The organism is Streptomyces sp. S3(2020) (genome assembly GCF_013044505.1).
In the GTDB taxonomy this organism is placed as follows: Bacteria; Actinomycetota; Actinomycetes; order Streptomycetales; family Streptomycetaceae; genus Streptomyces.
In genome coordinates, this window is sequence record NZ_JABERD010000073.1 from 25,329 (window position 1) to 45,192 (window position 19,864).

Sequence of the window (19,864 nt, forward strand, 5' to 3'; positions counted from 1 at the left end):
TGGCCGGTACCCTTGGCAGGTCCGGGCACCATGGCCCGTTCCTGGTCGGGGAGTGACCCTCGGCACAGCCCAAGATGTAAGGACGATGAACGACGATGCATCGGTACAGGTCCCACACCTGCGGCGAGCTCCGCGCCTCTGACGTCGGCACCGACGTCCGGCTGAGTGGCTGGCTGCACAATCGGCGCGACCTGGGCGGCATCCTCTTCATCGATCTGCGCGACCACTACGGCATCACGCAGCTCGTCGCCCGGCCGGGTACGCCCGCGTACGAGGCCCTGGACAAGGTCTCCAAGGAGTCCACGGTCCGGATCGACGGTCGCGTTGTTTCACGTGGAACCGACAACGTGAACGCCGACCTGCCGACCGGTGAGGTCGAGGTCGAGGTCTCGGAGGTCGAGCTGCTCGGTGCGGCCGCCCCGCTGCCGTTCACGATCAACACCGAGGACGGGGTCAACGAGGAGCGGCGTCTTGAGTACCGCTTCCTGGACCTGCGCCGCGAGCGGATGCACAAGAACATCCTGCTGCGTACGTCGGTGATCAGCGCCATTCGTCACAAGATGACGGCCCTCGGCTTCAACGAGATGGCCACGCCGATCCTGTCCGCCACCTCCCCCGAGGGCGCGCGTGACTTCGTCGTGCCGTCGCGTCTGAACCCGGGCAGGTTCTACGCCCTCCCCCAGGCGCCGCAGCAGTTCAAGCAGCTGCTGATGATCTCCGGCTTCGACCGGTACTTCCAGATCGCGCCCTGTTTCCGTGACGAGGACGCCCGCGCGGACCGTTCGCCGGGCGAGTTCTACCAGCTCGACGTCGAGATGAGCTTCGTCGAGCAGGAGGACGTCTTCCAGCCGATCGAGAAGCTCATGACCGAGCTGTTCGAGGAGTTCGGCAACGGGCGTCATGTGACCTCGCCGTTCCCGCGGATCCCGTTCCGCGAGTCGATGCTGAAGTACGGCTCCGACAAGCCGGACCTCAGGGCCCAGCTGGAGCTCGTCGACATCACCGATGTCTTCGAGGGCTCGGAGTTCAAGGCGTTCGCGGGCAAGCACGTGCGGGCGCTGGCGGTGCCGGACGTCGCGGGTCAGCCCCGTAAGTTCTTCGACCAGCTCGGCGACTACGCCGTCTCGCAGGGCGCCAAGGGCCTGGCCTGGGTGCGGGTCGCCGAGGACGGTTCGCTGTCCGGGCCGATCGCGAAGTTCCTCACCGAGGAGAACGTCGCCGAGCTGACCAAGCGCCTGTCGCTGGCCGCCGGGCACGCCGTGTTCTTCGGCGCGGGCGAGTTCGACGAGGTCTCGAAGATCATGGGCGCGGTGCGGGTCGAGGCCGCCAAGCGCGCCGGGCACTTCGAGGAGGGCGTCTTCCGGTTCTGCTGGATCGTCGACTTCCCGATGTACGAGAAGGACGAGGACACGGGCGCGATCGACTTCTCGCACAACCCGTTCTCCATGCCGCAGGGCGGTCTTGAGGCCCTGGAGACCCAGGACCCGCTGGACATCCTCGGCTGGCAGTACGACATCGTCTGCAACGGCGTCGAGCTGTCCTCCGGCGCGATCCGGAACCACGAGCCCGAGATCATGCTGAAGGCCTTCGAGATCGCGGGCTACGACCGCGAGACCGTCGAGGAGAAGTTCGCCGGCATGCTGCGCGCGTTCCGCTTCGGCGCCCCGCCGCACGGCGGGATCGCGCCCGGCGTCGACCGCATCGTCATGCTGCTCGCCGACGAGCCGAACATCCGCGAGACCATCGCCTTCCCGCTCAACGGCAACGCCCAGGACCTGATGATGGGCGCGCCGACGGAGCTGGAGGAGGCGCGGCTGAAGGAGCTGCACCTGTCGGTGCGCAAGCCGCAGCCGAAGTAAGGCAAGACTCAGGAATAGCGTGACCGCAAAGGGACCTGAAATCGCCCGTCGATTTCAGGTCCCTTTTGCATGCGCCAGGAAAAGGGGCTGTTTTCCTAGCTCGTTGACAGGCTTCTTACCTAGCTTCCAGCCGCATGACAGCGAATCACCAGCCTCAAGAAGCAGCAGACGTACGGGATGTGACGCGCCGTAAGGTCGTCGCGGTGGGCGCCGGAGCGGTCGCGGCGGCGGGCCTGGGCGGCAGCGCGTACGCGGCGAACGCCAGGGCGGGGGAGAAGAGACGGCCACCGGCGCCGGCGGCCGAGGAATGCTATGTGCTGACCTCGGAGACCACCGAGGGCCCGTACTACATCGACGCGGACAAGATCCGCCGGGATGTCACCGAGGACCGGCCGGGCATTCCGTTCGCCCTCAGGATCAGGGTGATCGACAACGAGACCTGCCGGCCGGTGCGGAACGCGGCCGTGGACATCTGGCACTGCGACGCGGTGGGCGTCTACTCCGGGTACGAGGACATGGGCAGCGGCGGCGGTGGCGGTCCGGCTCCCACGGGTACCCCCACGGACACGCCGACCGGCACCCCCACCGATGCTCCGACCGGCCCTCCCCCGGGCGGTGGCGGCGGCCATCAGGAGCCCACCGACGACACCCGCTATCTGCGCGGCACCTGGCGGACGGACCGGCACGGGTTCGTCACCTTCAAGACGGTCTTCCCCGGCTGGTACCGGGGCCGCACCGTCCACATCCACACCAAGGTGCATGTCAACGGCGAGTGGACGGACGCCGGTTACGAGGGCGGCAACACCTGCCACACCGGCCAGTTCTTCTTCGACGAGGAGTCGGTCATCGCGACGACGACGCTGGAGCCGTACGCCTCCAACACCGCCGAGCGCACCACCCTCGACGAGGACACGATCTACGACGGCAGCGGCGTCCAGGGCGGGCTGCTGAAGCTCAAGTACCGCAAGGACGACATCGCCAAGGGCGTCCACGGGTCGATCACGGTCGGCGTGGACCCGGAGGCGACGAACTCTGGGCAGGACACCCCGCCGGCGGCGAGTGCGTCACCGTCCGCGAGCGCGAGCTGACGGGCTGACGGGCTGATCACGCAGAGGGCCCCGCATGGCGCGGGCCAGGGGCCCTCTGCTGAAGCGCAGGTAAGGCTTACCTGGCTTTAGCCTGTGAAATGATCACAGTGCGGTCCCACTGTCCTGACAGCCTTCTTACCTACGTTCGTTGTCCATGACGGGAAACCAGCAGGACAACGAGCCGAAGCACAAGCGGGACCTGACGCGTCGCAAGGTCGTCGTGGCGGGCGCGGGTGCCGCCGTGGCCGTGGGCGCGGGCGCCACCCTCGCCTCGGGCGCCTTCGCGGGCGAGAAGAAGGGCACCGCCGCCGCCTCCGCGAGCAGCACCTCCTCCGAGGTCTGCTACAAGCTCACCTCGGAGACCACCGAGGGGCCGTACTACATCGACGCCGACAAGATCCGCCGTGACATCACCGAGGACAAGGAGGGCATCCCGCTCGTCCTGGACCTCAAGGTGATCGACTCCGAGACCTGCAAGCCGATCCGCAACGCCGCCGTCGACGTCTGGCACTGCGACGCGCTGGGCATCTACTCGGGCTACGAGAGCCTGTCGACCGGCGGTGGCGGCACGGCCCCGACCGACGCGCCCACCGACACCCCCTCGGGTACGCCCACCGGTGAGCCGCCGTCCGGCGCGCCCTCCGGCGGTACCGGCGGTGGCGGTCACGAGGAGCCCACCGACGACGAGCGCTACCTGCGCGGCACGTGGCGGACGGACAAGCACGGCAAGGTCACCTTCAAGACCATCTTCCCGGGCTGGTACCGGGGCCGCACCGTGCACATCCACACCAAGGTGCACGTGGGCGGCGAGTGGACGGACGCCGGTTACGAGGGCGGCAACACCTGCCACACCGGCCAGTTCTTCTTCGACGAGACGTCCGTGCTCGCCTCCGCCGAGGTCGAGCCGTACTCGACCTCGACGACCGAGCGCACCACGCTCGACACGGACACCATCTACGACCAGAGCGGCACCACGGGCGGCCTGCTCAAGCTGAAGTACAACAAGAAGAACATCGCCAAGGGCGTCGTCGGCTCCATCACGATGGGCGTCGACCCCGACGCGACGAACGAGGGCACCTCGTAACGACCGCGCACACGCACGAGGGCGCCCGGGACGGCCATGTCCCGGGCGCCCTTTTTCGACAGCGACAGCCGCCATGGTTTTCTCACAGGAGCCGAACAGAGGGCTCGACGCATCCGCACAGCGGCCCGGGGTCTCATGAGGACATACGGGGTCGGGTCGCCCCGCCCCGCCCCGTGGGACACCGCAAGCGCTGGAGGAAGCGATGGGTTACGTCGTACTCGCACTGTTGCTGATCGTCGGAGCGGCCGCCGCGGTCGCCGTACAGCGGAGGCAGGGCGGTCGGGCGGAGCCTGTCGTGCCGGTGGCCGTGCCCCTGTCGCCTGCTATTCCCGAGCCCGGGCCCCGGCCCGAGTCCGAGTCCGAGTCCGGTGCCCGTGTCGAGGCCGAGCGGTGGGTCGAGCGGCTCGGGGCCGGGCCGGCGGGGATCGACGCGGCCGGGGACAAGGCGGCCGTGCAGGCCCTCGCCGACGCGACCGAGCGGTACCGCGCCGCGAAGGAGGAGCTCGCCGCCGGGCGGTACGACACGGCCGCGCGGACCGCCGTCGAGGGACTGCACTACGTCCGCGCCGCCCGCACCGCGCTCCGCCTGGACCCCGGCCCCGTCCTGCCCGGCCTGGGCACGCCCGCGGTCACCGCGCGGGACGGGCGGGTCATCCTGGACGAGCGGACGTACACGGTCTCCAACCGCTGGCGGGACGGAGTGACGCCGTACTACTACGCGGGCGGGATCGTCGCCGGGCGCCGGGTCCCCGGGGGCTGGTACAGCTCGCCCTGGTGGAACCCGGCGCTGGCGGTCGCCTGAGCGGTCAGATCGCCGAGAGCAGACCGAGGCCGCCGAGCGTCGTACCGAACTGCTGGGTGAGCCCCACCGACGAGGCCGTGAACAGCTTGCTGCCCGAGGCCGTCGGGCGGGACGGGCCGCCGGGGAACACCCACACCGCGCCCGTGGCGTTGTTCTCGCCGGACGCGCCGACGAACAGCTCCGGCCTGCCGTCCTTGTTCACGTCGCCGACCGAGACCGTCGTACCGAACAGGTCGTCGGTCTCGGCGGCGCCCGGGACGGACGCCGTGTCCTGGGAGAAGGAGTACGAGCCGGTGCCCAGGGCGCCGGAGGCGCGGCCGGGGATCACGGTGACCTGGCCGGCGCGGTTCTTGGCGAGGTCCTCGTACGGGGTGCCGACGACGATGTCCGCGAGGCCGTCCCGGTTGAGGTCGGCGACGGCCAGCGCGCCGCCGAAGTTGTCGCCCTTCTCGCTGCTGCCGGGGACTCCGGCGGTGTTCTGCGTGATCCGCACCGGGGCGGTGTCGGTCGAGATGCCGGTCGCCGAGCCGTACCAGACCAGGATCCGGCCGCCCAACGCGCCGTCCGTGCCGGCCACTTCGGGCTCGTCCGGGTCGCCTGCCACGAGGTCGGCGTATCCGTCGCCGTCGATGTCGCCGGTGGCCACGATGAGGCCGTCGCCCTGGAGTTCGTTGCCGTAGGCGGGGTTCGCGAACACGTCGCCGCCGCTGCCGTCGCCCAGGCGGACGGTCGCGGAGGCCGGATCGGGAACCTTGTCGCCGTCGAGGTCGCCGAGGGCGACGGAGCCGGTGGAGGGGGTGTCGTCGTTGTAGGTGACGGACCCGAAGCCGCCGTTGCGGCTGAACGGCCCGCTGAAGTACACGGACGCGTCCCAACCGGCCACCGCCACCCGGGTCTTCGCCCCGGCCCCGGTGCCGAGGGCGGCGATGTCCAGCCCGTAGTGGCCCGGGTCGGCCGCCGGTGTCGGCAGGTCCGTCCCGCTCGTCAGCCCGTTCGCGCTCCCCCAGAGCACGGTCACCGCACCGGAGTCGGCGCCCTTCGACGTGTCCTCCTGCGGCGACCCCACCAGCAGGTCCGCGTACCCGTCCCGGTTCAGGTCCGCCGTCGCGGTCGCCTCGCCGAACCGGTCGTACGCCTCCGCCGTGCCCGGCACCCCCGACGTGTTCTGCGTGATCGTCTTCCGGCGGCTCGCGGCCAGGCCCGACTTCGAGCCGTACAGCACGACCACCGCGCCCGCCGCCTCCTTGCCGGACACGTTCGCCCCCGGCGCGGGCAGCACCGCGTCCTTGTAGCCGTCGCCGTTGAAGTCCCCCGGCACCGCGCCGTGCACGGCCGTCGCCGGTACGGCCGGCAGCAGCATTCCCCCGACCGCACCCGCGATCACGAACCACTTGCGCATCAGATCCCCCTCCTGAATCTTCGCGGGAAGTGTAAAGGCGCCCGGGGCCTGATGGACCCCGGGCGCCTCAACCTGTGAACTCCTTGTTCAGGAAAGGGACTTGTAGCTCCCGAATCCCGACGCGATCTTCGTGCGGCCGCCGAACGACCCCTTCCCGTCACCGCTGTTGCGGTACAGGTTGCCGCTGGTGTCGCGGGACACGAGGTCGGCCTTGCCGTCGTCCGTGATGTCACCGACGCCGACGACCGCGTTGTAAGAGCCGCCCCAGTTCGAGAACAGCTTCACGCGGGCCTCGAAGGTGCCGTTGCCCTTGCCGTCGTAGCGGTACAGGACGTTGGACTTGTCCTGGGCCAGCAGGTCGCCGATGCCGTCGCCGTCGAGGTCTCCGGCGCCGACGATCTTCTTGTAGCCCTTCCAGTTGTCGTAGAGCTTCACGCGCGACGACAGCTTGCCGGTGCTGGTGCCCTTGTAGAGGTACACCGTGCCGGTGGAGGAGTTCCGGGCGATCAGGTCGGGACGGCCGTCGCCGCTCACGTCACCCGGCGAGGTCAGGACGTCGTACTGGGTCCAGCCGCTGGTCGCGAGGGTCGTGTAGGACGTCGAGGGCTTCAGCTTCGCGCCGCAGCCCGGCTTGTACAGGCGCAGGGCGCCCGAGCCGTAGCGGACGAGGACGTCGTTGCAGCGGTCGCCGCTCAGGTCGCCGAAGGGGATGGCCTTGACGGACGTCGCCCAGCCGGTGCCGGTGAACTTCTCGCTGAACTTGCCGCCGCCCGTGCCCTGGTGGAAGGTCAGCCCGCCGGAGGAGCTGAGGGTGAGCAGGTCGCCGCGGCCGTCGGGGCCGTCGACGCTGACGTGGTCGTGGCGCACGGCCGCCCCGTCCGACAGGAAGACCTCACCGGAGGACACCGTGCCGCTCGTGGCGGTCCCGAGGCCGGTCGCCTTCAGGGTCCACCTGAGCTCACCGTTGGGGAACCAACTCCCGCTCTCCGTCCTGCCGTTCCAGGACACCTCCACCCGGGCCGCGGTCGCGCCGCCGGTGAACGTGCGGGTGGCCTTGCCGGTCGCGCCGCTCTGCACCGAGGTGAAGGTGAGCGACCAGGAGGTGACCGGGCGGGACAGCACCCAGTCGCTGACGAAGGTGTCCCCCGGGGACACGTAGTAGTCGGGCGACCAATCGAAGGCCGTCACGGTGGACGGGGTGACGCCGGTGGTGGTGACGCGGGTGCGCTCGTAGTCGTCGAACCAGGCGACCAGACCCGTGTACTCGTCGACCGTCCAGCGGTAACGGCGGTCCACGGTCAGGCCCTTGTCGGGCAGACCGGAGGCGATCGTGCGGATGGTGCCGGTGGCGGCCTCGGTCAGCACCAGGGTGCCCGTGGTGTGGTCGTGGCGGACCGTGAAGCCGTCGCCCAGGAGGACGTCACCGGGGGTGACCGCCGTCGACGTACCGGCCTTGGTGTCGTACACCCCTGCCGACTCCGTCCCGCACGCCCAGTACACCCAGCGGCCCGCCGCCTGGAGCTCGCTCGGCACACAGGCCAGGCCCGGGACGGTCACCGTGGAGAGCGTCTTCTCCAGCGGGATGCCGTACGAGGTGAGCTTGCCGGCGGTCGTCGTGGCGCTCCACAGGGTGGAGCCGTTGAGGGCGGCGGCGCGGACGCTGCGCTTGAGCTGCTGGCCCTGGCCGAACTCGCCGACGTACTGCGTCGGCGTCGTACCACCGGAGTCGTAGACCGCGTAGCTGTCGGAGACGTCGACGACCGAACCGCCGGTGGTGCCGAACTCCAGCGGGTTGTAGCCGATGCTCGCCAGCTGGTCCTCGCCGGAAGCCGTGCGCAGATAGACGTCCTCGCCGTCGAGGTTCCCCCACAGCTGCACGCAGGTGGTGTCGGCGTACGGGCATACCGCGGTCGAGGACACCGAGGCGTCGGCCGTCGCCGCGGACGCCGTCAGCTCGGTGGAGCCGTTCGTGGTGAGGGCGCGTACCGAGGTCGTACGGTCGGACTCGGCGACCCGCAGGCTGCCGCGGCTGAGCGCGATACCCGTCTTGGCGTTCTCCACCGCCGGGGACTGCTGGACCTTCTCCAGCTTCAGCGTGCCGTCCGCGGCCTGGCTCACCCGCCGCACCCACCAGTCGGTGGCGTCGGTGCCACCGGTGACCAGCGCGGTGCCGTCGCCGGCCGCCAGGGTGTACTCCTCGGCGCTCGTCAGCAGGGTCTGCTGCACCGAGGGGTCGTCGACGTTCACCGCGAGGAGCTTGGAGCCGAGCGCGCTGGAGGACAGCGGCAGCAGCAGCCAGTCGCCGACCAGGACCGGGTCGCCGTCGAGGGTGCCCGGGTCCGAGGGCAGGGTGACGACCTGCTCGGCGGCGGTGAGGTCGGAGCGGGACTGAAGGTGCAGTTCGGCGTTCTGGTACCAGCCGATGCGGTCCGCGCTCATCACGTACTCAGGGCTGGTGCCGGCCTCGGGGAAGACCGCGGTGCTCACGGCCGACTCGATGTCGATGTAGTGGAGCGTTCCGAAGGTGCTGTTCTGCGCGAACAGACCGGAGGCGTCCGCGCCGAGGAGCTCCCCCGCCCCCACACTCGGTGTGTCACCGGTCAGTCTGCGGGTCTTCCACGCGCCGTCGACCTTGTCGAGCAGGCCGTAGGTGGTGACGATCGTGTTCCCGGCCAGTGCCCGGTAGTCCCCCAGGCCGCTGCTCCAGCTCACCTTCTTGGAGGTCGCCGTCGCCGGGTCCCACAGGGTGGCGAACTCGTCGCCCGTGGACGTCGGCAGGGCGACCAGGTCGCTGTCCGAGCCGTACCAGGCGGGGTAGCAGTCCCAGCCCAGGTACTTGCAGTTGCCGACGGGTGTGTAGACACCGGCGGCGTTCTCGACCGTGGTGCTGACGCCCGTCGTGTAGTCCGTCCACTGGAGCCCGGTCCGGCCCGTCTGCCAGTGCAGGAAGCCGCTGTCGCCGCTGACGTACGGCCGATCGGTACGAGGTGTGGTGTCGCTCGGGTCGGTCAGCGTGACCGCGGTGGTGCCGGCGGTCTCCGCCGCCTCCGCCGAGTCGCCGCCCTCCGACAGGACGACGACGGATGCGGCCGCGACGGCGACCGCGAGCGAGGAGACGGCAGCGGCGAGACCGCCCCGTCTCAGGGCGTGTCTGCCCACGTGTGTTGTCCCCTCCCGCCACGAGGGCCCCTGCCCTCGCACAAGTGGCCGGATATTACCAAGACTTCTTAAAGTCGCTTAACGCTTCTCAAAGGGACTTCACAGGCCGTTCCCCGAATGTTCTCCCATGACGTCAACAGCCGTTCACCAGCTGGTACTTGTCGCCTCCGACCTCGCCGCAGTCTCGGTGCTCGTCTTCGGCGTCTACTTCCCGCGCCACCACCGCCGCGACCTGGTCGCCTCCTTCCTCGGCGTCAACGTCGGCGTGCTCGCCGTCGCGATGACACTGAGCTCGGCGTCCGTGGGCATCGGGCTCGGGATGGGCCTGTTCGGTGTGCTGTCGATCATCCGGCTGCGGTCGTACGAGATCGCCCAGCACGAGATCGCGTACTACTTCTCCGCCCTGGCCATCGGCCTGCTCGGCGGCCTGCCCGCCGAGGCCAACCCGCTGACCGCCGCGATGACGGCCCTGATCGTCGCCGTGATGTACCTCGGCGACCACCCCCGCCTCTTCCCCCGCCACCGCCAGCGCAGCCTGCGCCTGGACTCCGCCTACACCGACGACGACGCCCTGCGCGCCCACCTCGAAGTCCTGCTCGGCGGCCGGGTGGTCAACCTGACCGTGCGCAGCGTCGACCTCGTCAACGACACCACCCAGGTCGAGGTCCGCTACATCGCCTCCGGCACCCCGGTCCCGCAGGAGGCCGGCACCCCCGCCGAACAGGACATCCGGGCGTGACCGCGCTCGACTCCGTCCACACGGCGGTAGGCCTGCTGCGCCCGGTCGGTCTCGACGCGCTCCCGCCGCTGCTGACCCGCCTCGACCGCAAGTACGTCCTGCCGCTGGTCGACCTGCCGATCCTGTTCGGCGGCCTGGACGAGGAGGTACGGGTCCTGGAGATCGACGGCGAACGGCGGTTCGGCTACCGGTCCCTGTACTTCGACACCCCCGGCCTGCACGGCTACCTCGGCGCCGCCCGGCAGCGCAGACGCCGCTTCAAGCTGCGCCTGCGCACCTATCTGGACCCCGGGGAGCGCTTCGTCGAGGTCAAGACGCGCGGCCCGCGCGGCATCACGGTCAAGGACCGCATGCCGTACGACGGTGATCCGCACCGGCTGTCCGCCGAGGCCCGCGCCTACGCCGACGACGTGCTCGCCGGGGCCGGCATCGACATCCGGCACCTGCGGCTGGAGCCCACCCTGACCACGGCGTACCGCCGCACCACGCTCTTCCTGCCCGCCACCGACAGCCGCCTCACCGTGGACACCGGCCTGACCTGGTCCCTCCCGGACGGTGTGACCCAACTGCGCACCCCCGACCGGGCGATCGTCGAGACCAAGGCCGGCCGGGCCGGCTGCGGTGCGGACCGGCTGCTGTGGTCCCTGCGCCACCGTCCCCTGCCGGTGTCCAAATACGGCACCGGACTCGCCGCCCTGCGCCCCGAACTGCCCGCCAACCGGTGGCTGCCGGTGCTGCGCCGCCACTTTCCGAACGCGCTCGACGGGAGCCTCGCATGAGAACACGCCTGCGTACGAAGATCACGGGTGCCCTCGCCTCCGCCGTACTCGGCGCCGCGGCGCTGGCCGGGTGCTCGTCGTCCTCCTCCTCGGACTCGGAGGAGGAGACCGGCGGGAGCTCGTCCTCGGCCGCCGCTTCCGTCGACGGCTCCCAGAAGGCCGCCGCCGTGCTCGCCGCCGACAAGGAGGCGCACGAAGGGGACTGGGACGAGTCCGGTGCCGAGGACGTCGCGCTCGACGGGAAGACCGTCACCCTCACCGAGGGCGGCACGTACCGCCTCAGCGGCAAGCTCTCCGACGGGCAGGTCCTCGTCGACGCGCCCGGCCAGAAGGTGACGTTGATCCTCGACGGGGTCGACATCTCCAGCTCCTCCGGTGCGGCGATCGCGGCGACCGAGGTCGAGGAGCTGGTGGTCGTCCTCGCCGACGGCAGCGCCAACACCCTCTCCGACGCCGACTCCTACGCGGAGGACGAGGACGCCAACGCCGCTCTCTTCAGCGCCGGGGACCTGACCGTCGGGGGCGAGGGCTCGCTCACCGTGCACGGGAACGGCAACGACGGGATCGCCGGCAAGGACGGCCTGGTCATCGCGTCCGGCACGGTTACGGTCGAGGCCGCCGACGACGGCGTACGCGGCAAGGACTACCTCGTCGTCAAGGGCGGCTCGGTGAAGGTGAGCGCCCAGGGCGACGGGCTGAAGGCCGACAACACCGAGGACAAGACGGCGGGTTACATCGCCCTGACGGCAGGGACGGTCCAGGTGACGGCCGCCGGCGACGGCGTCGACGCGGCCACCGACCTGGTCGTCACCGGCGGCACGCTCGACGTCACCGCGAAGGCCACCGACGACTCCTCCGCGCACGCCCTGAAGTCCGGGGTGATCACGGTCCTGGAGAAGGGCACCGTCGAGGTCGACGCCTCCGCCGACGGGCTGCACAGCGACGCGGCCGTGCACCTGGCCGGGGCCGAGGTGACCGTCGCGGCCGGGGACGACGGGGTGCACGCCGAGGGCGACCTGGTGATCAGCGGGGGCACGGTGGCGGTGACGCGCTCGAACGAGGGGCTTGAGGGCAAGGACATCACCGTCGCGGGCGGCTCGACGAAGGTGACCTCGGGCGACGACGGGGTCAACGCGTCGGGGAGTACGACGAGTTCCGACGACCAGGGAGGCGGTCAGGACGGCGGTCAGGGGGGTGGCCCGGGTGGCGGCGGCCCCGGCGCGGGTGGCGGTGGTGGTGGCGGTGGCGGTGGCGAGTCCGTGGGTGACTTCAGCCTGCAGGTCACCGGCGGCACCCTCGTCATCGACGCGGACGGCGACGGCTTCGACTCCAACGGCACCGCCGAGATCACCGGCGGCACGCTCGTCGTCAACGGCCCGGAGATGGGCGGCAACGGGGCGCTCGACGTCAACGGCAGCTTCACCGTCGGCGGCGGGGTGCTGCTGGCCGCGGGCAGCGCGGGGATGGCCGTGGCGCCGGACGAGGAGTCCGGGCAGGGGTGGCTGTCGGTGACGCTCGACTCGACGGTGGCGGCGGGGACGACCCTGCACGTCGTCGACTCCGACGGCGAGGTGGTCGCCTCGTACGTCACCTCGAAGGCGATCCAGAACGTCGTCTACTCCTCGAAGGCCGTCAAGAGCGGCTCGGAGTACCGGATCTACTCCGGCGGCAAGGCCTCGGGCGACGAGACCGGCGGGATGTACACGGCGGGCGACCTCGACGGGGCCGACGAGATCGCCACCGTGACAGCGGGCGACGCCCCCGAAGGAGGCTTCGGGGGCGGCCCGCGCAGGTAGTGCTAGCGCGCGACGTACTGGGTGAGGATCGCCTGCACCTCGTAGATGTCCACGCCCTTGGTGAAGGTCTTCTGGATCGGGACGGAGTTGCCGGAGACCCAGATCTTCAGCTCGGCGTCGAGGTCGAAGGTGCCGGCCGTCTCCACCGCGAAGTGCGTGATGCTGCGGTACGGGATCGAGTGGTACTCGACCTTCTTGCCGGTGATGCCCTGCTTGTCGACCAGGATCAGCCGACGGTCGGTGAACATGATGACGTCGCGCACCAGCTGGTACGCCGCCTGCACACCCTCACCGGCGCCCAGCAGCTTGGCGAAGTCCGAAGCCGCCTGTGCCGGATCGATGGTGTGCGCGTTGCCGAAAAGTGCCATGGATGAAACCCCCCACTAGTGATCTTCGGGCATGTATAGCGCCTTGTGGGGGCCTGTGCCTAGATCAGGTGTCGTAACTCCCGTCCCAGGGTGGCCCGAAGCCCAGATTGTCCGGGTACAGCTCCGCCCAGAGCTCGTCCTCGTCCTCCCCGGTGACCAGCCCGAACAGGACACCGTCGACGACGAGTTGGAAGGGCCGCACGGCGATGTCGGTGTACGTGCGCCGGGGCAGACTGCGCAGCAGCGTGGCGAGATGGGCCCGCGCCCGCCCGAGCACCGCACCGTCGCGCTGCTGCTCCGCCCAGGTGCCGGCACACCAGATCCGCGAGTCGCGGTGGTTGCCCTCCGCGTCGAAGGTGTGCAGCGCGGCGTAGAGGCGCTTGTGTTCCTCCCAGCCGCTGTCCAGCTGGAACCCCTTGGGGAAGGCATACGAGACCGACCCCAGGAACTGCCCCTCCGCGTAACGCCCGATCGCCTCGGTACGGCCATGCGGCTCGTAGGCGATCGGGATGATCCCAGGTACTGCCATGGCGCAAACCATACGTAGCTTCTCTGGCAAATTCCGCCCCCCATCCATCAGTTGAGCACTGATCGGCCGAAATTTTTACGGCAACCTTTTGGATCTCCACGACCACAGAAGAGTCGGAACTACCCTCCCGAGTACGTAAGGACTCCTCCGTGGCTGCTCCCGCACACCGCCGGTCCCTCCGCAAGCGCCGCACTCTCGTCGTCTCCGCCGCCGTGGTCGCGGCCGGTGTCGGCGCGGGCGCGCTCGTGCTCAACGCGAACGCCGGGACCGTCGACCTGTACCACGAGACCCTCGCCGCCAAGGACGGCTGGGCCGCCTCGGGGACGGGCACGACCGGTGGCACGAAGGCCGACGCCGCGCACACCTTCACGGTCTCCACCCGCGCCCAGCTGGTCAAGGCGCTGGGCTCGGCCTCCGACACCACGCCCCGGATCATCAAGGTCAAGGGCACGATCGACGCCAACACCGATGACGCCGGCAAGAAGCTGACGTGCGCGGACTACGCGTCGGGCACGGGCTACTCGCTCTCCGCCTATCTCAAGGCGTACGACCCGTCGACGTACGGCCGCTCCAAGCTCCCCTCCGGCACCCAGGAGAAGGCCCGCGCCGCCGCCCAGACCAAGCAGGCGAAGAACATCGTCCTCAAGGTCCCCGCGAACACGTCGATCGTCGGCGTACCGGGTACGAAGGCCGGTCTGACCGGTGCCATGCTCCAGATCCAGAACGTGGACAACGTCGTCGTCCGCAACCTCACCTTCGCCGCCACCGAGGACTGCTTCCCGCAGTGGGACCCGACCGACGGTGACGACGGCAACTGGAACTCCAACTACGACTCGGTGACGCTGCGCGGAGCGACCCACGTCTGGGCGGACCACAACACCTTCACCGACGCGCCCCACCTGGACTCCGCGAACCCCGACTACTACGGCCGCGAGTACCAGATCCACGACGGCGCGCTCGACATCACGAAGAGCTCCGACCTGGTGACCGTCTCCCGCAACGTCTTCTCCAACCACGACAAGACGACGCTGATCGGCAGCAGCGACAGCGAGCCCTCCGGCAAGCTGCGCGTCTCGATCCACCACAACATCTACAAGGGCATCACCCAGCGCGCCCCGCTGTCCCGCGTCGGCCAGGTCCACATCTACAACAACTACTACGACGTGACCCCGCTGAACGGCTACACGGTGCAGTACAGCATCAACTCCCGCGCCAAGGCCCAGGTGGTGGCGGAGAACAACTACTGGAAGGTCCCGTCGAGCGTGAAGGTCGCCAAGCTCCTGAGCGGCGACGGCACGGGTTCGATCAAGGGCTCCGGCAACCTGGTCAACGGGACCGTGACGGACCTGGTGGCGGCGTACAACGCGGCGTCGTCGAAGGACCTGAAGACGACGGTGAACTGGACGCCGACGCTGACGGCGGGCCTGGAGACGTCGACTTCGGCGGTGAAGGGGCTGCCGACTTCGCTGGGGACTACTGCGGGGGCGGGCGTTCTGAAGTAGAGGTCGAGGGCTCGGAGGAGGAAGGTGCTGAGACAACACGTCCATTCTCCGGGCCCACCGGTACGTAGGCTGTTTTCAGGAGCCAACAGCCAGTCTGCTGCGAACCAACGGGCGTGGCAGGCCGCTCCGTGCAACGGGCGGGAATGCCAGGCTCGTGCTCGGCGCGAGAAGCGATCTGGAGCCGCGCGCGATGGGTGTGCGGATGCAGGGAGCGCAGGCCGGACCGGAGCGTGGGGCGTCGGGATGCGGTGTCTCCGGTGCTGAGGCTTTGGGTAGAAGCAATCTACGTAGATTGCTTCTACCTTGTTTTCGCCTGTCTGGAGGCGCAGCGAAAGGTGCTCATGGCGTGGCCGTGCGTGCTTACCTGGTCTGCCGGATGCGGGAGCGGCCCCGGCCCCTCGCGCGTTGGACGAGGGAGGCTGCGGGCGTGGTCGGGCTGGGGGTGCCTGCTCCTCCCGACTGCTCGATGACGGCGTTGTCTGCGGCGTCGGCGATCTGGGTGATGCGTTGCGGCTGACTGTGCGCCGCCGGAGTGTCCGGTGGGGTCCACGAGGACAGGACGAACGGCACCAGGGTTGCCACCACGGCCCCCACCCCAGTGCCCAGGGCCAGGCGCTCGCCGCCGTCGTCGGGCAGCCAGCTCCAGGGAATGACCCGTACCACCCACACCACCAAGGTGAAGGAAGCCACCGACGACAGCGCCACCACAGTGCGTCGTACCGTGACCGACATAGGGCACCGCCTCCGTCCCACGACCCGCCGTCTGGGAGCGGATACTCCCGGCGACCTCGACCAAGATGACACAAGTGCGGTAGTGCTGTGGCGAATCGGCTGCAATCGATCATCGACTCGGCTCACACTGTGGCGCATGAGTCCGCGCCACCCCGACGACGGGGCACCCTCCGCTGAGCGGATCCGTATGGAGGCCCAGGCGGCGGGGCACGGACAGGTCTACCAAGTGGGCCAGGGCACCCAGCACATCGTGCACCACCACTACGGCACCGGTTTCCCGGCCCCGCTCGCCCTGCCCGACCTCCGGCTGTGGATCGCGCGGCTGGCCGAGGACTACGGAACCATCGTGCGGTCGGGGGAGGGCCCATCAGGGCGGCGTGAAGCCGCCGGGCACAGGCGCCAACTGGAGCGACTGGGCCATGAGTTGGATGGTTCCGCAGGCCGAGGGGACGGCAAGAACCAGCTGCGCCGCCTGCTTGCGGCGGGTGCGGTGCAGTATCTCGGACTGGCGTCGAGCGTTCCGAGCGATCCGCTCCCCGAGCAACTGATGCTCGACCTCGCGGTGTTCGCCCTGTGGCCGGTGGTCGTGACCCCGGACCTGCCTGACGACTGGCAGGACCACCTCGCCGAACTCACCGCGCCACGAGTGGCGATGCTGGTGCGACAGGTCCGCGAGCTGGGCGTACGGGGAAAGTCCGTCGCTCCTGAGAACTTCGGCCGCACGCTAGCGGAGAAGCCGTTCGCCCAGGGAGTGCTGGCCCTTCTGGAGGATCTGGCCGATCCGAAGGGAGGCGGCGCATGCCTGACGGCGATGTCGCTCGCCGGGCGGGTCACGGCACCGCCGCAGAAGGCAGGTGCGAAGGCTGTACTGACATGGCTGTTCGCGGCCGGAGCGGGTGCGGCGGCCGCGACCGAGGGTCCGGACCTCGTGGAACGCGTCTGGCGCTGGCTCCAGGACACGGCCCGCGGTGCTGCCCCGCGGTCGGGCGGTGGCCTCGGCGACTCCGGTTACGACGACGATCCGGACCGGCACCGCGGCGGGGGTCACGGCAGGCACTCCCACCTCGCGGGCGCGGAGTCGGCCATGGGGCCACCCGGCTCAGGATCGGGGGGTCAGGGCGGCTTCGCCGACTTCATCGACGACCTCTTCAGCTGATCTCCGGTCCGATCCGTCCCGGAACTCTTTCCGACCGGTCCCGATCGGCTTCCCACGGGTCCCCAGGTCGGCTTCCGGACAGTGACATAGCCGACGACATATGAACGGACGGGTGTACCCCAGCCATGCTGAACATCCTCAAACACCTCGCCATCAGTGCGCTGATCAGCTGCGTTGTATGGGTTGCGGTGACAGTACTTCTGGCTCTCCTCGCGTTCGGACACCTACAGATCATCCGCATCGTCCTCCGGGTGCGGAGGGGGTTGGCGCGGATGCCCCCGGGAGTCGTCTTCCACAGTCGCGACAACGTATTGGTGCTGACTGCTTACAACGCCGCCCAGGACGCGGAGAAGAACGTCCCCGTCGGCGTCTTCGGCTGGCCCAGCCAGCTCCACTGGAGTTCAGGAGCGGCGAGATCAAAGGCGACGCTGCGTCGCAAGGCGACAGCCGAAGCGGTCTGGCGGGCAGCCCTGTTCGTACTTGTCACCGTGCCGACCTTCGGTATGGCCGGATGGCTCGCGGCTACCGCGAATCCGCTGTGGATCTATGTGGTCCTGTTTCTCGTTGCCCACCAGATCCTGCTCACAGTGCTCGCCGGCCAGGTATACATCATCAAGTACGCGGGGCTGACCTACCTGACGACCTACCTGTTCCTGCACCGTACGGGTCTGTGGTGGCATCCCTCACCCTCACTCGCCGCAGGCTTGTACTTCGGCTTCAACATGCTCTCGATGGCTGCCGTGGGGTGGGTCGGGAAGTCCGCGCGGGCCGAGCGGGTGGAGGCGGCGGGGCTGGTGGCCTGAACCGCCCGCCCCTGCCCTTCCCGCTGTTCAGTTTGTACGGACCTACGCCGTAGCCTTGCCCCCGAAGCGCTCCTTGTAGGTCTCCAGGTCCTCGTCCGTCAGCTTGGCGAAGAGGACCGGGGGGACGGTGAAGGGGGTGCCGGCGGGGACGGCGGTGAGGGACTTGGCGTCGGACTCGGAGATCCAGGTCGCCGTGTCGTCCTTCAGGGCGAAGGCCTGGCGCATCGCCGTCGAGGTGGCCGGGATGAAAGGTTCCGAGACCACCGCGTAGAGGTGGATCAGGTTCATCGCCGTGCGGAGGGTGAGGGCGGCGGCTTCCGGGTCGGTCTTGATCTCCAGCCAGGGGGCCTTCTCCTCCAGGTAGGAGTTGCCGGCGGACCACAGGGCGCGGAGCGCTGCCGCGGCCTTGCGGAACTGGAGGGCTTCCATCTGGTTCTCGTACTCGGCCAGGAGCTCGGCGATCTGCTCGCCCAGCTTGGTCTCGGCCTCGCCGGGCTCGCCGCCCGCGGGGACGTCCTCGCCGAAGCGCTTCTTGGAGAAGGACAGGACGCGGTTGACGAAGTTGCCGAGGGTGTCGGCCAGGTCCTTGTTGACCGTCGCCGTGAAGTGCTCCCACGTGAAGGACGAGTCGTCCGATTCGGGGGCGTTGGCGATCAGGAAGTAGCGCCAGTAGTCCGCCGGGAGGATCTCCAGAGCCTGGTCCGTGAAGACGCCCCGCTTCTGCGAGGTCGAGAACTTGCCGCCGTAGTACGTCAGCCAGTTGAAGGCCTTGACGTAGTCGACCTTCTTCCAGGGCTCGCGGACGCCGAGCTCCGTCGCCGGGAACATCACCGTGTGGAAGGGGACGTTGTCCTTCGCCATGAACTCGGTGTAGCGGACCGGGTTCTCGCCCGCGTCGGACTCGTACCACCACGACTTCCAGTCCCGGTTCTCCGGGTCCAGGTCCGACCACTCCTTCGTCGCGCCGATGTACTCGATCGGGGCGTCGAACCAGACGTAGAAGACCTTGCCCTCGGCCGCCAGCTCCGGCCACGTGTCCGCCGGGACCGGGACGCCCCAGTCCAGGTCACGGGTGATCGCGCGGTCGTGCAGGCCCTCGGTCAGCCACTTGCGGGCGATGGAGGAGGCCAGCTGGGGCCACTCGTCCTCGTGGCGGGAGACCCACTCCTCGACCTCGTGCTGGAGCTTCGACTGGAGGAGGAAGAGGTGCTTCGTCTCGCGCACTTCGAGGTCGGTGCTGCCGGAGATCGCCGAGCGCGGGTTGATCAGGTCCGTGGGGTCCAGGACGCGGGTGCAGTTCTCGCACTGGTCGCCGCGGGCCTTGTCGTAGCCGCAGTGGGGGCAGGTGCCCTCGACATAGCGGTCCGGGAGGAAGCGGCCGTCGGTGGGGGAGTACACCTGGCGGATCGCCCGCTCCTCGATGAAGCCGTTCTCGTTGAGGCGGCGCGCGAAGTGCTGGGTGATCTCGACGTTCTGCTCGCTGGAGCTGCGGCCGAAGTAGTCGAACGCCAGCGCGAAGCCGTCGTAGACCGCCTTCTGGGCGTCGTGCGCCTGGGCGCAGAACTCGGCGACGCTGAGCCCTGCCTCCTTCGCGGCGAGCTCGGCGGGGGTGCCGTGCTCGTCGGTCGCGCAGATGTAGAGGACGTCGTGGCCGCGCTGGCGGAGGTACCGGGAGTACACGTCCGCCGGGAGCATGGACCCCACCATGTTGCCCAGGTGCTTGATCCCGTTGATGTACGGAAGGGCGCTGGTGATGAGGTGTCGAGCCATCGGGGGCTGCTCCCAGGTCGGAATTCTCGGTGCTTTGCGAACCAAGAAATCGTATCCGACATGGGTGGGCCGCCCGCTTCCCCCCCCCCAACCCCGGACCCGTGCGCCCCCCCCAAAGCGGACACCACTTCTGCGCTCGCCGCCCCCCGCCACTCCCCACCTGGCACCGCCCTCCGATGTCCCGCCCCCCCCTCCCCCCCCCCCCCCCGCGCACCCCACTCACCCCTCCCCCGTACCAGCACCGCACGCTCAGGCCACCAGCGCACGGCGACTCGCGGCAACTGACACCTAGCGGCGCA

The 19,864-nt window shown here is 69.5% G+C and carries 16 protein-coding genes; 10 read left to right on the top strand and 6 right to left on the bottom strand.

The features are described 5' to 3' along the window. Positions 1-95: 95 nt before the first annotated feature. The 4 genes from aspS to HLK59_RS23395 all read left to right on the top strand — a co-directional run bounded on the left by aspS (position 96) and on the right by HLK59_RS23395 (position 4,833). Complete coding sequence (gene aspS, locus HLK59_RS23380; protein WP_171143459.1) at positions 96-1,859, top strand: aspartate--tRNA ligase; 1,764 nt, start codon at positions 96-98, stop codon at positions 1,857-1,859. 134 nt (positions 1,860-1,993) lie between these two features. Then, entirely contained in the window at positions 1,994-2,947 is a 954-nt protein-coding gene (locus HLK59_RS23385; RefSeq protein WP_171143460.1) for an intradiol ring-cleavage dioxygenase, read from the top strand. 154 nt (positions 2,948-3,101) lie between these two features. Then, positions 3,102-4,031, top strand: coding sequence for an intradiol ring-cleavage dioxygenase (locus HLK59_RS23390; protein ID WP_171143461.1), 930 nt, complete (start codon positions 3,102-3,104; stop codon positions 4,029-4,031). A gap of 202 nt (positions 4,032-4,233) precedes the next feature. Further along, positions 4,234-4,833, top strand: coding sequence for a hypothetical protein (locus HLK59_RS23395; protein ID WP_171143462.1), 600 nt, complete (start codon positions 4,234-4,236; stop codon positions 4,831-4,833). 4 nt (positions 4,834-4,837) lie between these two features. Here the strand turns inward: HLK59_RS23395 and HLK59_RS23400 are convergent, their stop codons facing one another. Together HLK59_RS23400 and HLK59_RS23405 are read right to left on the bottom strand one after the other, a co-directional pair. Beyond that, positions 4,838-6,232, bottom strand: a complete 1,395-nt coding sequence (locus tag HLK59_RS23400) for an FG-GAP repeat protein (RefSeq protein WP_171143463.1) — start codon at positions 6,230-6,232, stop codon at positions 4,838-4,840. A gap of 87 nt (positions 6,233-6,319) precedes the next feature. Beyond that, complete coding sequence (locus HLK59_RS23405; protein WP_171143464.1) at positions 6,320-9,391, bottom strand: VCBS repeat-containing protein; 3,072 nt, start codon at positions 9,389-9,391, stop codon at positions 6,320-6,322. 127 nt (positions 9,392-9,518) lie between these two features. Between HLK59_RS23405 and HLK59_RS23410 the strand changes: the two genes are divergently transcribed. Genes HLK59_RS23410 through HLK59_RS23420 form a run of 3 tightly spaced genes read left to right on the top strand, consistent with a single transcriptional unit; the run spans position 9,519 to position 12,705 of the window. After that, positions 9,519-10,130, top strand: coding sequence for a DUF4956 domain-containing protein (locus HLK59_RS23410; RefSeq protein WP_171143465.1), 612 nt, complete (start codon positions 9,519-9,521; stop codon positions 10,128-10,130). After that, positions 10,127-10,909: a polyphosphate polymerase domain-containing protein gene (locus tag HLK59_RS23415; RefSeq protein WP_171143466.1), complete on the top strand. Its 783-nt coding sequence runs from the start codon at positions 10,127-10,129 to the stop codon at positions 10,907-10,909. The genes HLK59_RS23410 and HLK59_RS23415 overlap by 4 nt, the downstream gene beginning before the upstream one ends. After that, positions 10,906-12,705 (top strand): carbohydrate-binding domain-containing protein, encoded by a 1,800-nt coding sequence (locus tag HLK59_RS23420; protein ID WP_171143467.1) that lies wholly within the window; start codon positions 10,906-10,908, stop codon positions 12,703-12,705. The genes HLK59_RS23415 and HLK59_RS23420 overlap by 4 nt, the downstream gene beginning before the upstream one ends. 2 nt (positions 12,706-12,707) lie before the next feature. Here the strand turns inward: HLK59_RS23420 and HLK59_RS23425 are convergent, their stop codons facing one another. Next, positions 12,708-13,073 carry a PH domain-containing protein gene (locus HLK59_RS23425; protein WP_046261125.1) on the bottom strand — a complete coding sequence of 122 codons (366 nt, stop codon included), beginning with the start codon at positions 13,071-13,073 and terminating at the stop codon, positions 12,708-12,710. Positions 13,074-13,137: 64 nt separating this feature from the next. After that, on the bottom strand, positions 13,138-13,602 hold the full coding sequence (locus tag HLK59_RS23430; RefSeq protein WP_171143468.1) for a hypothetical protein: 465 nt from the start codon (positions 13,600-13,602) through the stop codon (positions 13,138-13,140). Between the two features lie 149 nt (positions 13,603-13,751). Between HLK59_RS23430 and HLK59_RS23435 the strand changes: the two genes are divergently transcribed. Further along, positions 13,752-15,104, top strand: coding sequence for a polysaccharide lyase family 1 protein (locus HLK59_RS23435; RefSeq protein WP_171143469.1), 1,353 nt, complete (start codon positions 13,752-13,754; stop codon positions 15,102-15,104). A gap of 360 nt (positions 15,105-15,464) precedes the next feature. Here HLK59_RS23435 and HLK59_RS23440 read toward each other — a convergent pair whose 3' ends face one another. After that, complete coding sequence (locus tag HLK59_RS23440; RefSeq protein WP_171143470.1) at positions 15,465-15,836, bottom strand: hypothetical protein; 372 nt, start codon at positions 15,834-15,836, stop codon at positions 15,465-15,467. Between the two features lie 136 nt (positions 15,837-15,972). On the opposite strand from HLK59_RS23440, the gene HLK59_RS23445 reads away from it, so the two are divergent. Continuing rightward, positions 15,973-16,992: a hypothetical protein gene (locus HLK59_RS23445; protein WP_171143471.1), complete on the top strand. Its 1,020-nt coding sequence runs from the start codon at positions 15,973-15,975 to the stop codon at positions 16,990-16,992. Positions 16,993-17,117: 125 nt separating this feature from the next. After that, a complete protein-coding gene (locus tag HLK59_RS23450) occupies positions 17,118-17,795 on the top strand; it encodes a hypothetical protein (RefSeq protein WP_171143472.1) in 678 nt (225 codons plus the stop codon). A gap of 42 nt (positions 17,796-17,837) precedes the next feature. On the opposite strand, the gene metG is transcribed toward HLK59_RS23450, so the two are convergent. After that, a complete protein-coding gene (gene metG / locus HLK59_RS23455) occupies positions 17,838-19,565 on the bottom strand; it encodes a methionine--tRNA ligase (RefSeq protein WP_171143473.1) in 1,728 nt (575 codons plus the stop codon). Positions 19,566-19,864: the final 299 nt, after the last annotated feature.

Bases quoted from the DNA above. Each gene is read 5' to 3' on its own strand.
- HLK59_RS23440 (WP_171143470.1), bottom strand. From the start codon at position 15,836: ATGTCGGTCACGGTACGACGCACTGTGGTGGCGCTGTCGTCGGTGGCT.
- HLK59_RS23430 (WP_171143468.1), bottom strand. From the start codon at position 13,602: ATGGCAGTACCTGGGATCATCCCGATCGCCTACGAGCCGCATGGCCGT.
- HLK59_RS23400 (WP_171143463.1), bottom strand. From the start codon at position 6,232: ATGCGCAAGTGGTTCGTGATCGCGGGTGCGGTCGGGGGAATGCTGCTG.
- HLK59_RS23395 (WP_171143462.1), top strand. From the start codon at position 4,234: ATGGGTTACGTCGTACTCGCACTGTTGCTGATCGTCGGAGCGGCCGCC.
- HLK59_RS23425 (WP_046261125.1), bottom strand. From the start codon at position 13,073: ATGGCACTTTTCGGCAACGCGCACACCATCGATCCGGCACAGGCGGCT.
- HLK59_RS23385 (WP_171143460.1), top strand. From the start codon at position 1,994: ATGACAGCGAATCACCAGCCTCAAGAAGCAGCAGACGTACGGGATGTG.
- metG (WP_171143473.1), bottom strand. From the start codon at position 19,565: ATGGCTCGACACCTCATCACCAGCGCCCTTCCGTACATCAACGGGATC.
- HLK59_RS23390 (WP_171143461.1), top strand. From the start codon at position 3,102: ATGACGGGAAACCAGCAGGACAACGAGCCGAAGCACAAGCGGGACCTG.
- HLK59_RS23410 (WP_171143465.1), top strand. From the start codon at position 9,519: ATGACGTCAACAGCCGTTCACCAGCTGGTACTTGTCGCCTCCGACCTC.
- aspS (WP_171143459.1), top strand. From the start codon at position 96: ATGCATCGGTACAGGTCCCACACCTGCGGCGAGCTCCGCGCCTCTGAC.
- HLK59_RS23450 (WP_171143472.1), top strand. From the start codon at position 17,118: ATGCTGAACATCCTCAAACACCTCGCCATCAGTGCGCTGATCAGCTGC.
- HLK59_RS23420 (WP_171143467.1), top strand. From the start codon at position 10,906: ATGAGAACACGCCTGCGTACGAAGATCACGGGTGCCCTCGCCTCCGCC.
- HLK59_RS23445 (WP_171143471.1), top strand. From the start codon at position 15,973: ATGAGTCCGCGCCACCCCGACGACGGGGCACCCTCCGCTGAGCGGATC.